Annotated in this window: 9 protein-coding genes; 6 read left to right on the top strand and 3 right to left on the bottom strand. The window is 58.5% G+C overall.

Features of this window, described 5'->3' with window-relative positions; translation table 11 throughout:
• The first annotated feature begins 1 nt into the window (after position 1).
• Positions 2-2029, top strand: a complete 2028-nt coding sequence (locus tag FJ404_01845; protein ID MBM3821625.1) for a PAS domain S-box protein — start codon at positions 2-4, stop codon at positions 2027-2029.
• Between the two features lie 31 nt (positions 2030-2060).
• Positions 2061-3509 (top strand): hypothetical protein, encoded by a 1449-nt coding sequence (locus FJ404_01840; GenBank protein ID MBM3821624.1) that lies wholly within the window; start codon positions 2061-2063, stop codon positions 3507-3509.
• A gap of 389 nt (positions 3510-3898) precedes the next feature.
• On the opposite strand, the gene FJ404_01835 is transcribed toward FJ404_01840, so the two are convergent.
• Together FJ404_01835 and rpsA are read right to left on the bottom strand one after the other, a co-directional pair.
• Positions 3899-5425 (bottom strand): arylsulfatase, encoded by a 1527-nt coding sequence (locus FJ404_01835; protein ID MBM3821623.1) that lies wholly within the window; start codon positions 5423-5425, stop codon positions 3899-3901.
• 299 nt (positions 5426-5724) lie between these two features.
• Positions 5725-7407 (bottom strand): 30S ribosomal protein S1, encoded by a 1683-nt coding sequence (gene rpsA / locus FJ404_01830; protein ID MBM3821622.1) that lies wholly within the window; start codon positions 7405-7407, stop codon positions 5725-5727.
• Positions 7408-7657: 250 nt separating this feature from the next.
• Between rpsA and FJ404_01825 the strand changes: the two genes are divergently transcribed.
• Positions 7658-7846, top strand: coding sequence for a hypothetical protein (locus FJ404_01825; GenBank protein ID MBM3821621.1), 189 nt, complete (start codon positions 7658-7660; stop codon positions 7844-7846).
• Between the two features lie 83 nt (positions 7847-7929).
• On the opposite strand, the gene FJ404_01820 is transcribed toward FJ404_01825, so the two are convergent.
• The gene (locus FJ404_01820; GenBank protein MBM3821620.1) at positions 7930-8982 is read right to left on the bottom strand and encodes a hypothetical protein; all 1053 of its coding nucleotides are present in this window, start codon (positions 8980-8982) and stop codon (positions 7930-7932) included.
• A gap of 380 nt (positions 8983-9362) precedes the next feature.
• On the opposite strand from FJ404_01820, the gene FJ404_01815 reads away from it, so the two are divergent.
• The 3 genes from FJ404_01815 (at position 9363) to FJ404_01805 (ending at position 12751) form a co-directional block, all read left to right on the top strand.
• Entirely contained in the window at positions 9363-10085 is a 723-nt protein-coding gene (locus tag FJ404_01815; protein MBM3821619.1) for a hypothetical protein, read from the top strand.
• A 224-nt stretch (positions 10086-10309) separates the two neighbouring features.
• Positions 10310-11638: a hypothetical protein gene (locus FJ404_01810; protein MBM3821618.1), complete on the top strand. Its 1329-nt coding sequence runs from the start codon at positions 10310-10312 to the stop codon at positions 11636-11638.
• 3 nt (positions 11639-11641) lie between these two features.
• Positions 11642-12751, top strand: a complete 1110-nt coding sequence (locus tag FJ404_01805) for an aminoglycoside phosphotransferase family protein (GenBank protein ID MBM3821617.1) — start codon at positions 11642-11644, stop codon at positions 12749-12751.
• The last annotated feature ends 397 nt before the right edge of the window (positions 12752-13148 follow it).

Below are 13148 nucleotides of genomic sequence, written 5' to 3'. Positions count from 1 at the left end.
CATGTCCAATCACGATTCGAATCTCGAGGTGCTGCTGGGCGACGGCATCCGTGTGTTGATGCTTCAAGGCGAGGAAGGGTTGTCGCGCCGGGTGAGCGAATGGCTGCACGAGCGGGTGAAGCCGAAGTACGCCGTCGCGGTGGCTGCGAACATGGAGGAAGCCGAGGCACGTCTGGCCTCGCCCGGCTGGCACGTGTTGCTGGCCGATTTGGATCATCCTGGTCTGAATGGATTGTCGGGCATTCGGCGGTTGGATGATTTGGCGGCCCAGATCCCCATCATCGTGTTGGGGTCGGCGGCTCAATTGGAAGGTGCCATCGGCTTGTTGGGTGGCGGCGCGCAGGATTGCTTGTCGAAGGAGCAACTGGACTCGGCCCTGCTCTCCCGATCGATTCAGTACTCGATCGGACGAAAGCACTCGGAACTGGCGTTGATCCGGTCGGAGGAAAAGTACCACCGCATTTGGGACAACATTGTGGAGGGCATTTTTCAGACCACGTCGGACGGGCATTTTTTGTCGGCCAATCCGGCCTTGGCGCGCATTTACGGGTACGAATCGCCTGAGGACTTGATGGCGCACATCACGGACATCGCTTCGCGTTTGTATGTGGATCCCCAGCGCCGGGGCGATTTCGTCAGGCTCATGGAGCAGAGCGACGTGGTGAATGGTTTTGAATCCCAGATCTATCGCAAGGATGGGAGTGTGATCTGGATTTCGGAGAACGTGCGGGCCATTCGTGGACGGAACGGGCAAGTGCTTTACTACGAGGGGACGGTGGAGGACATCACGACGAGGAAGCACGCCGAAGAAAAGCTGCGCAATTCGGAAACCCTGTATCACTCGCTGGTGGAGACGCTGCCGCAGAACATCTTCCGCAAGGATTTATCCGAGCGTTTCACGTTTGCCAACCAGCGTTTTTGTCTCACTCTGGGCAAACCCTTGGAGGAGATTTTGGGGCGGACGGATTTCGATTTTTTCCCTCCCGAGCTCGCGGAAAAGTACCAGCGCGACGATCGGATTATTTTGGAGACGGGCAAATCTTTGGAAGTCATCGAGGAGCATCAGCCTCCGGAGGGCGGTAAGCTGTATGTGCAGGTGGTCAAGACGCCGCTCTATAACGCGCAAGGCCGCATCATCGGGTTGCAGGGCATTTTTTGGGATATTACGGAAAAGAAGCTCGCGGAGGAGCGGGAGCGTCTGGCCGTGCGGGAACTGGCGGCGAGCCGGGAGGAACTGCGAGCGAAGAACGATCAGTTGGAGCAGGATCTGAGGATGGCCATGGAGATCCAGCAGGCCATGATGCCGTCGCAGTATCCCGTATTTCCTCGCGGTGTGGAGCCCTCGGCTTCGCGTTTTCGTTTTGCCCATTGTTATCTCCCTTCGGGAACGCTAGGGGGTGATTTTTTCAATGTGCTGCCCATCTCAGACACTCAAGTCGCGATCTTTATTTGCGATGTGATGGGTCATGGGGTTCGGTCTTCTTTGGTGACGGCCATGATCCGGGCGTTGGTGGAGGAATTGAAGGGAGAGGCGGGAGATCCGGGAGGGGTTCTCACGCACCTCAACCGGGACCTGCGGGGCATTCTGCAACCCACCGGAAGCATCCTGTTCACCACGGCTTTCATGGCGGTGCTCGACTTGAAGCGCCAGGAGATGCGCTGGTCTTCTGCGGCGCACCCAAAGCCACTGTATGTGCCGGGGACGGGAGCCACCGTGCAGAAAGTAGGCTCACCGGATCAAAAGGGTCCGGGCGCATTGGGGCTTTTTGAGGGGTCAGTCTATTTGACGCAGCAACAATCGATCTTTCCGGGGGACCGCTTGCTGCTTTTCACAGACGGTTTGTTCGAGGTGGAAGGTCCCAATGGGGTGATGTTCGAGCACGAGGATCTTGCCCGTATCGTCGGGGAGTTGAGGCTGCTCCCTTTGCAGGAGCTCTTGCCACAAGTTGTCAATTCCGTCAGAAATTTTGGCGTTTCGTCGGTTTTTCAGGACGACGTCTGCATTTTGGGAGTAGAACTGGCTCGCTAATTCTTCGCTTGCGGATGGAACGAATCAAACTATGAAAACGAATCCTTGGATGGTCGGCAGTTGGATGGCGGTGGCGGCGGCTTCGGTGGTTCAGGCGGCGGCGCCCCCTCAGCGTGGGCCTGCGCAAACTTCCCCAAGCGTTTTCAACGAGTGGCTGCGAGGCGAAAACGCGTCCTTCAAGGCCTGGGACATTGGGGGGCAGTTCCGGTTTCGATACGAAAATTTCAACAACGCAGGACCCGCGCTTCCGAGTTTGGATTTTCAAGGCGCCGGCGTGGACAACGACGACGACTTCTTCCTCCTCCGCGAGAAGCTTCATATCGGCTACACCCCGGTGTCCTGGCTGAGTGTGTATCTGGAGGGCCGGGATAGTTCGAGCAGCGGGGAGGCGTCGCCGGTCAATCCGGGGGCGGATCAGTTTGACTTGCACCAGGCCTACGTTCGCCTGGGGGATTTCGAAAAGTTTCCGGTCGCGGCCAAAATCGGGCGCCAGGAAATGAGCTACGGGGACGAGCGTTTGATCGGTGCCGGGGACTGGATCAATGTGGGAAGGGTGTTTGATGCGGCGAAGCTGCGTTACGAGTCCGAGGCCCAGTGGTTCGACGTGTTCGGCGGGCGTCAAGTGCTCGTGGACAACCACCAGTTCAATGTCGCGGACGACTACGATTGGTTTAGTGGAATTTACGGTTCCTGCTCGAAAATCATTCCCATTCAAGCGACGGAGATCTACGTCCTTTCACGGAACGCGTCCGCGGGAACGGCGGCGGCGGGTGTGCGCGGGACGGCGCCGGGCATGCCGCAAAACAGCAGCGCTGGCAGCGCACGTGACATCTATTCCTTCGGGACTCGGTTTAAATCTTTGCCAGGAAAGTTGGGGGCATGGGATTACACCGCGGAATTCGTTTATCAACTGGGGAGCATTAACGTTGGGGGCACGAGGGTTGATCACGAAGCGTGCGCGGGAAGTGTCAATGTGGGATATACCTGGGCCCGGGAGCAGACCAAGCCACGCGTGCACTTCGAGTACAACTACGCTTCCGGGGATGCCGATCCCACGGACGGAAAGAATCGCACCTTGGACAACTTGTTTGCGACCAATCACAAGCATTACGGATACATGGATTTGATCGGCTGGCGCAACGTTCACAATCCCAAGGTGGGCTTCTCGTTCAGGCCGGAAAAGACCCTGCTGGTGAGTTTGGATTACCACGCGTTTTGCCTCGTGGACGATCGCGATCTGTTTTATCCACAGCAAGGCGCAGGGCGATTGGGGAGCGGCTACGGCAGGAATTCCAGTTACGACAAGTTCTTGGGCACGGAGTTGGATTTGGACGCCACGTATACGCCCAACAAGTGGTTTACCCTCCGAGGTGGATATGGACACTTTTTTGCGGAGGGTTACATCAACCAGTCGAAGGCCGCCTCGGGGGGAGCGAAAGACGCCGATTGGTTCTACGTGCAAACCACGATCAACTTCTAAGCGAATCCGAGCCGAAACTCCAATCCTTCCCTGGCAAGGCGCGGACGATCGATCCTCGTGCTTTGAGGCACGCCGTTCATAGGGTCCATCCACGTCACAGCAGAAGCGGTTCCGCCAAACGGAAATGGGGTTTCGTCACAACCCCGTTGGGATTGGTTTGTATTTGCGAACTGTGACCCAAGGTCGCTCGTTCCTCGCAACCTTGGGCTTCGGGGCGGAATCCCGTTGGGATTCCTGAGGTGCTCGACATGTCTGCCCCTAAGTATTTTGTTCTATCTCTTTCGCAGTCGTTCTCATTTTGCCCCGGAGCGCGGCGGTGTCGTCCTTCGACCTGTCGCAGCCCGTTGAAAATCTGAAGTCATTGTTGCACGCTTCCTAAATCGCGAAGCTCATTTCGGCGAAGGGCTGGTCGAAGTTAGCGGCCAATCGGGGGATTCCCGGCGGGCTGATTTGAGCAGATCCGACAGCTTCATGGTGATCTCCTGTTGACTGGCGGCCACGTTGTTTGTTTCGCCCGGATCCCGAACGAGATGGTAGAGCTCAAGGTCCTTGCCCGGCGCGGTTCGCATGCCCTTCCATTCTTTGAAGCGGATGGCCTGCTGGAAGCCAGGTTCGTGGGATTCCCAGTAGAGGAATTCGTGTTGCTCGCTCTGTTCTTTTCCGAGCAGGGCGGGGACCATGGAGAGGCCGTCGAGTTTCTCCGGCGGCTTGGCCCCGGCAATGTCAGCCAAAGTCGGCAGCAAATCCCACATGGCCCAGACTTGATCGCTGACGATCCCCTCGGGGATCTTGCCTGTCCAGCGCGCGATCATGGGTACGCGGATGCCGCCCTCGTAAAGGTCGCGCTTGATCCCGCGCAGCGGACCTGCGCTGCGAAAGAAAGCCGTCTTGTTGCCGCCGTCCTCGTGCGGTCCGTTGTCGCTGGTGAACAAGATCAGGGTATGTTCGTCGAGTCGCGTGGTGCGAACGGCGTTCAGGATGCGTCCGACATCCTGATCGAGTCGGGTGATCATCGCGGCCTTGTTCTTCTCCGCTTGGGGCCAAGGTTCCTTGGTGTAAGGATGGTCGTTGGGAACTTCCAGGCCGTCTCGAACGGCCTTCTGGCGTTCCTGGTTGGCCTGCGGCAGCGTGTAGGCGATGTAGAGAAAGAAAGATTCGATTTCCTGTTGGCGGATGTAATTCAACGAAGCCTTCGTGAACCAATCGTGGGAGTATTCCGTGCGTTTTCCATAAAGGTTGCCTCGCAAGGTGAAGGTGCGTTCATTGCGCCAGAGTGACGTGGGGTAGTAGTTTTGCGAGTGAACGTCATCGAGGTATCCGAACCAATCGATGAATCCCTGTTTCGTGGGCATGCCGGTCGAACCGGCGGATCCCAGGCCCCACTTGCCCAGAGCGCAGGTCTTGTATCCCACCGCGCGCAGGACTTCGGCGAGGGTGGTGTCCTCCTGCGCGAGCGCGATGGGCTTGTTGCCGCGAATGCGTCCGTGGCCCGTGTGCAGTCCGGTCATGAGCGCGGCTCGGGAGGGGGTGGAATCCGCGGCCCCCGCGTAAAACTGGGTGAAGCGCATGCCTTCCGCCGCGAGGCGATCGAGGTTGGGGGTCTTGATTCGGGTTTGGCCGTAGCAGCCGAGATCACCGTAGCCCAAATCGTCCGCCACGATGAGAATGATGTTGGGCTGGGGGCTCTTGCGAAACCGCTCCCGCTGGGCTCGGGGGGCTTGAGCTTGCGCCACGCACGCCGCCAGCAAGGCGAGAGCCACGAGCAAGGTTCCGAGGGAAAAGCGTTTCGGAGGTCGATGGGTGGACCCCGGGAGCCCCGTGGTCATGACCCGGCCCATGGACAGGAACGCGGACGACTGGCGCACCGGGTGAATGAGGAGGCAGGCGGTTTGAAGGGAGGTTCGAAACAAAGGCATGGTGCAGGCTCAAGACTGGAATGGCGGCTGGCGTCCACCTTAACGGGACGGATCCGCGTTTGTCACGTGGAGGGATGAGTGAGTGGTTGAACAAGCGGTGTCGAAGGTGGGAGACGCACGCAGGGCCTTGGATGTCGATGCTGATCCATTGCCGTTTCCAGCAAAAGAACTCCGCCGGGCCGGGGTGCGGAATGGTGAGTCACTTAAGCATCAAGTTAGTCGGGAGGTTGAATCGGGCACGAAAAAGGCGGACTCCGGAGAGTCCGCCTTGTGGAAGGAAGTGGCGTGGTCGAGTGAGACTACTCGGGGCCCTTGACGTCCTTTTCGCGGGCATCGTCCGCCGCGTCGAAGGCGTGTTGCAGGGCCACGAGGTCTTCACCCGGCTTGAGGGAATCCAACATGGCTTGCTCGGCTTTGAGTTGCTCGGGCGAGTAGTTCGCCGCTTTGATGGACAGGCCGATGCGGCGGTCGCCTTTGTCGATCTTGATGACGCGGGCATTCACATCCTGGCCGACCTTGAGCACGTTCTTGATTTTGTCCACGCGCTCCTCGCTGACCTGGGAGATGTGAACCAAGCCATCGATGTCGTGCTGGAGGCCGACGAACGCGCCGAAACTGGCGAGTTTGGTGACCTTGCCCGAGACCAGATCGCCCACTTTGTAGAACTGGTCGATGTTCTTCCAGGGATCTTCGCTGAGCTGTTTGATGCCGACTGAAATGCGCTGGTTCGCCTTGTCGATTTCGAGCACCATCACCTCGACCTCGTCGCCCTTCTTCAGCACTTCCGAGGGATGGTTGATCTTGCGGGTCCAGGAAATGTCGGACACATGAACCATGCCGTCGAGGCCTTCTTCGAGTTCGATGAAGGCGCCGTAACTGGTGAGGTTGCGGACCTTGCCTTTGACCTTGGTGTTGTGGGGATATTTTTCGAGGGCTTTGTCCCAAGGATTGGTCTCCAGTTGGCGGATGCCGAGGGAGATCTTTTGCTCATCCCGGTTGATGCCGAGCACCACCGCTTCGACCTCTTGTTCCTGCTTGAGCACGTCCGAAGGCTTGGCGATGCGCTTGGTCCAGGAGAGTTCGGTGACGTGGACGAGTCCTTCGACACCCGGTTCGAGTTCGACGAATGCGCCGTAGGGAACCAGGTTGACGATCTTGCCTTTGACGCGGGTTCCGATGGGATACTTGGACTCGATGCTGTCCCAGGGGTTGGCCAACTTTTGCTTGAGACCGAGGCTGACGCGTTCCTTCTCCCGGTTGATATCGAGCACGACGACGTCGATTTCCTGCCCGACCTTGAGCATTTCCGAGGGGTGGCCGATCCGGCCCCAGGACATGTCGGTGATGTGAAGAAGGCCGTCAAGACCGTTGAGGTCAATGAAAGCGCCGAAGTCGGTGATGTTCTTGACGGTGCCCTTGCGAATATCGCCCGGGGTCATCTCCGAGAGAAGCTTGAGACGTCGTTCGTTGCGTTCCTGCTCAATGAGTTCCCGGCGGGAGAGGACGATATTTTGCCGCTCTTGGTTGATCTTGACGACCTTGAAAGCGTAGGTGTTGCCGACGAAGCCGTTCAGATTGCGGGGCGGAACGATGTCGATTTGGGAAGCGGGCAGGAAAGCCTCGACCCCGATATTGACGATCAAGCCTCCTTTGACCACCGCCTTGACCTTGCCGTTGATGGTGCCGCCTTCATTGCAAATGGTGAGGATTTTCTCCCAGTTCTGTTTGAATTCCGCCTTTTCCTTGGACAGGACGACCATGCCTTCCTTGTCCTCAAGTTTCTCGATCAGGACATCCACTTGGTCTCCAAGCTTGACGGTCTTGATGTCCGCGAATTCGGAACCGGGGATGGATCCTTCGCTCTTGTAACCGATGTCCACCAGAACTTCTTTGGGACGAAGTTCGATGACGGTGCCTTTGACGATTTCGCCGGCGGCAAAGCGCATATTGCTCTGCCGCAAGGCTTCTTCCATGGTCAGCATAACGGAATGATGATGAACGGTAACGACGGGAGGCTTTGGGGGGACGAGGGTCCCTTTGAAGACTCCATTGCCCTAACGGGACCAAACGTTGCGTAGGCAACGGAGGGTTGAGGTTAGGTTGTTGGTTGAACGACTTTTCTCAGCCTCATTGAAAACCGCACTCACGGCTTCCAGGCGGACGGGAGAGTAGCGTCTCCGGTTCGCCTGGCAAGGTGGAAAATTGAGCGGAGACCGGTGCCGGTGCATCCCGATGTTGCCGGTGATGCAGGTAGGGCGCGTCCGTCCCGGCGCGCCGCCGGAGCATGATGTTTTGCATCCAGCGGGCGGCGGGCTGGGACAGGCCCGCCCTACCACCAACATCGGGATACACGGGACCGGTGCCGATTCAACAAGTCGGTTTTCCGTGGTCAGAACTCCGGAGGGTCAGAGATACTCTTGATCGTCGAGCCCACGGCTTCTTCGGGCGCCTCACAGTGGTCTCCGCCTCAAGTCAACATCTCGATCCCGGTCCTTTCCTTCTCCTCAAGGCTTCCGGAGCCGGTAGAATCTCACTCCACTCGAGCCATCCACAGTCACCACTTGCTGATCACCCGACGTTTGAGGAACGGTAGTCACCGCGGTCCAAGGTGCCCCTGCGACGGCGGACGAGGATTCCAGCACATATCCTTGGGTGGACCCCGGCCATAGTATTCGGACGTTGTTCCCGGATTTTGCCGCCACCAGACTTGGAGCGGCCACGCCTCCTAAAAGGGTCTGATCGAGTTCCCCATGAGTGAATTGGCTCATGAGATCGGGATTGGTGCTGAACAGGAAGAGATCCACCGTCACCCCGCCTTCGCGATAAGAGATCGTAAAATCCAAAGGCTTGCCCACCTGGTCCGCCTTGACTTCATAGCGGAAGCGCAGACGGGGTTGACCCTGGGTTTCCGCGTTCAAGAACTGGCTCGAGGAGAGTTCGTTCCAATGAAAATTGCCCTCCCAATACGCCCGCCCCGCGTCGTCTCCCGCGTTCCGGGTCACGGGATCCAATCCTTTCTCGCGGATCGTCAAGAAGCCGCCGTCACAACACCCCTCGGTATAACCTCCACGGTCGCTTAACGGCCAGTCCGTCTGGGGATCTTTCCCAAAATCCGGCGGGACATAGAACGAGTCTTCGTTCAAGTAATTCGCCGGGTTCCCTCCGTTCTCGAACAACGTAAACCGCATGTAGAGGTAATACGTCCCGGCCTTCGCAAATTGCACCTTGTAGGTCACCTTGTCCGTGTGCTGGCCAAAGGTTGTCTGGGTAAAGAGCGCGCCTTTCTTGGAAGCCGTCGTGTCTTTGCCGAGCACGGGGTTGCCCAGGGCGTTGGTTCTCCCGGCGCTGTTGTCCACCCGGGTAAATCCCGCCGCCAGGTTTTCCCCGAGCTTGCTGTTGTAATCCTCGCCTTCGAGGATCAAGTAATGCCACGCCTTGTCGCCCGTTCCCACCACATGAGAGCCCGTTTGAATCGATACCACGTCTTCTGCAGCCAAGCGGCAACGGGTGTCAGCGATCAAAGCAGCCAAGGTCAGAACGAGGATCTTTCGTTTCATGTTCATAAGAAATGCAGGTTTGGGCCGCCCCCCCAATGGACTCCATGCCCTGGTTGGGCATGGGTTTGGCGGGGAGTGGGGATTCCTGGCCAGAAATAGGGAGTACGATCTTGTCAAGGTTTCCTTCGTTTCCCTAAATCCGCGCGTAAGAATTCCGACGGGGTCGCGAAAGGGGGTTCGCGCGGCTGAAAGAAGCGCGGATTTAGAACGGCCCGCCGTCGTGGGCGTGATCGATGGAATGTCGATGATGCGAACCTGTCCATCGCACCTCCAGGCGTCGTCCAGACATGCCTTGCTGCGTGTTACCCGTGGATTGAGGCGTTTCCCCAAAACCACTTGGGACTGGGGTACACAAAAGCTCTCCGCGACAGTTCGCTGGGATGATCAAAGCGGACGGCCTTCTTCAGGCCTTTCTCCTCGGGACTGTGGCTTGGCAAAGGGCAGGGCGGGGCTACACTGCCGGGCATGCGGTGGATGTCTTGTGGTCGTCGCCTGGACCTGATCATTTGAGTGCCGCGGAATTCGCCATGAACTTTTTCTTCATTCGAGGTGCCTTCGCCGGCTATTCCCCACGACCGGCGATTCTGCTGGTCATTCTTTTTTGCGGCTTCAGCGATCTGGCTGCGGCTGAGCCGGAACGAAGTTTGGCCCCCCCTCTGGATCCGCTGAAACGTTTGGTCGGCAAGACGTGGCGAGGCGAATTCAAGGGCGGACCCGGCGAAAAGCCGATCGTCGATGTCGTGCGCTGGGAACGCATCCTCAACGGTCATGCGATCCGGGTGGTGCATTCGGTCAACCAAGGCGAGTATGGTGGAGAAACCACGATTGTCTGGAACGTCAAGACCCTGCGGTTGGAATCGTACTACTTCACCACGGCGGGGTTTTTCGCGCGTGGAGTCCTGGTCATGGCGAAGGACAAGATCATGACGACGGAAGAGGTCATGGGCCATCCTCGGGGCATTACCGAGGTGCGAACCGTGATGGAATTCTTGCCTGACGGACGAATTCACCTCAAAGCGCGGTGTCTGAAGAACGGCGAACAGTCTGAAGGCCATGAGGCAGAATATGTCGAAGCTCCGGGGATGGGCGTCGTCCTGCGGTGAACGGATCCCGTGTATCCCGATGTTGTTGGTAGGGCGGGCCTGTCCCAGCCCGCCGCCCACTGGATGCAAAAAATCATGCTCCGGCGGCGCGCCGGGACGGACGCGCCCTACCTGCATCACCGGCAACATCGGGATGCGCCGGAACGGATCTCGCGCGTTCTTTTTGATTTTCGGGCCGCCAAGGATTTGCTTAGGATCGACGCACAACACCCCAGCCGATCGTTATGGGCCTTTCTACACAAAGCATTTTGAAAAGAAGCGCGGCCCTCTGCGGCGCGCTCGCCGTGTCCACCGCCGCCGCCGCGGCAAACTGGCCGCAATGGCGAGGACCCGAATTCAACGGTTCCACCTCCGAAAAGGGATTGCCAAGTCAATTCTCGAAGACCGAGAACGTGGTCTGGACCGCCGTCTTGCCCGGACCCTCGGCTTCCACGCCGGTGGTGTGGGGGGACACCTTGTTCGTGACCACGGCCGACAAGAACGCGCGCGAGTTGCGAGCCATGGCCTTGGATCGCAAGACCGGGAAGGAGCGCTGGTCCAAGAAGGTGATTGATGGATATTCCCGGGACGAACGCAGCAATTTCGCGTCGCCTTCGCCCGCCACGGACGGTGAACGGGTGGTCTTTTTCTTCGGCAATGGCGAGATGGTCTGTTTCGGACTTCAGGGGGAGGAGTATTGGCGGCGCAACCTCCAGGCTGACTATGGCGATTTCGCGTTTCAATGGACCTTTTCCAGTTCCCCTGTGATCAGCGGTGGCAAAATTTATCAGCAGGTTTTGCAACGCAATCAACCCGTTCATGGCAAGGGGAAGCCGGGAGCCGAATCGTTCCTGCTCGCTCTGGATCCTCAAACGGGAAAGACGCTTTGGAGACATGTTCGACCCAGCGAGGCCGTCGCGGAGTCCTTGGAGTCTTTCTCCACCCCGATGCCCTGGACGTACCAAGGCCGGAAGGAACTGCTCATTACGGGGGGTGATTGTGTTTCGGGCCACGATCCGGAGACGGGCAAGGAGTTGTGGCGATGGGGCACTTGGAATCCGACCAAGATTGGTCACTGGCGGCTCGTCCCTTCGCCGATCGCCGGGGCCGGCGTCATCCTGGCGTGTGCCCCCAAGGGTTCTCCCATCTACGCCGTGAAAGCGGGAGCTCACGGCGCGGTTCCAGATTCCGGGCTGGCTTGGACCAGCGCCGAGCAGCGCACACTGAGCAGTGACGTGCCCACGCCGGCGTTTTACGGCGGCGATTTCATCATCCTGGGGGACCAGCGCCGCAGCCTGAGTCGCGTGGAGCCGGCGACCGGGAAAATCAAATGGACGTTGGAAACGCCGGGACGGTCGAAATACGAGGCCTCGCCCCTGGCCGCCGACGGCAAGATCTACATCATGAATTTTGCGAGTGAAGTGACGGTGGTGGACGCCGAGAAAGGATCCATTCTAGCCACCGTCCCCATGGGTGACCCAGGCGAAAACGAATCCCGGGCATCGATCATTGCGGCGCACGGGAAGCTGTTTATTCGGACATTGCAGAAGATTTATTGCGTCGGCCAGCCGTGATTTATGTCTCTGTATCAAGAAGCGCAGATCCAGGAGATTTCGAGGCAATTCCAGATTTACGGCGAGATTCTTCACGCCGAGCCTTGCAAGATTGGGCACATCAACGAGACCTACACCGCCACCTACGGGCAAGGCGGAGTGCAAGTGCGTTACATCCACCAGAAAATCAACACGACAGTCTTCAAGGATCCCGATGGATTGACGGACAACCTGATGCGGGTGACCGGGCACATTCGCGCCAAGCTTGAATCCTCAAAAGCCAAGGACATCACGCGACGGGTGCTGACACTGGTTCCCACTCGCGACGGGAAACCCTATTACAGATCGGCCCAGGGCGATTGCTGGCGCACGTTTGTGTTCGTCGAACGCGTGAAAACTTTCGAAGCGGTGGAAACGTCCTCCCAGGCTTATCAGGCGGGTTGTGCCTTTGGCACTTTTCAGGCGCAGCTCGTGGATCTGCCGGGAAAACGACTGAACGAAACCATTCCTGATTTTCACCACACTCCCAAACGATTCCAGGCGCTGCAAAAGGCGGTTACCGAAGACCGGGTCAATCGAGCCAGCACCGCTCAGAAGGAGATCGCTTTCGCCTTGGAGCGGGAAAAAATCGTTTCCGTCATTGTCCAGGGGCTTGCGAAGGGACGGATTCCCGAGCGAATCACCCATAATGACACCAAGTTCAACAACGTCATGCTCGAAACCGTCAGCGGCGAGGCGATGTGCGTGGTCGATCTCGACACGGTCATGCCGGGGTGCGCGCTTTACGATTTCGGCGACATGGTGCGGACGACGACGAGTCCGACGCTCGAAGACGAGCAGGATCTCGACAAAGTGCAAATGCGCATGCCCATGTTTCGGGCCTTGGCCAAGGGGTACATCGAGAAGACCGCGGGTTTCTTGACCAAACCGGAGAAAGCCCTCGTTGCCTTCTCGGGAAAGCTGATCACGTTCACCATCGGGTTGAGGTTTCTTACGGATTACCTCAAAGGAGACACGTATTTCCGCGTTCATCGGCCGAATCACAATCTGGATCGAGCGCGCACCCAATTTAAACTGGTGGATTCGATCGAGAGGCAGGAAGAGGCCATGCAGAAATTTGTGGAAGGCCTCTGACGCCGGCCGGCCCGGTGGATCCGGCGCGTTCGCAGGATGCCGTTCGGACCGCGGCGTTCACGCCGTTTCGGATATGTCTTCGCAGGGGCATGGCAGGTGCAAGGACATGGGTGTTGCCAGGGCCAAGGCCTACACGCGGGGCGGGTTGAACGGTGCGCGTCGGCCCATCGGCCCGGCGGGTGAAGAACGAGGCCCTTCCATGATCTCCACGCGCCGGGTTCACTTCGTCGCCCCGCAGGCTGGGCCGCCTGCACCACAGCAGACAGGGCTGTCTGCGTGACCACGACAACCCGGTCACCGACAACCTCTGGATGAACCGGCCAAGGTCCCGTGTATCCCAATGTTGTTGGTAGGGCGGGCCTGTCCCAGCCCGCCGCCCGCTGGATGCAAAACATCA

Source organism: Verrucomicrobiota bacterium (genome assembly GCA_016871495.1).
Classification (GTDB): Bacteria; Verrucomicrobiota; Verrucomicrobiia; order Limisphaerales; family VHDF01; genus VHDF01.
Note: the sequence above shows the minus strand (reverse complement) of the source record. Positions and strands in the feature narration are given on the sequence as shown.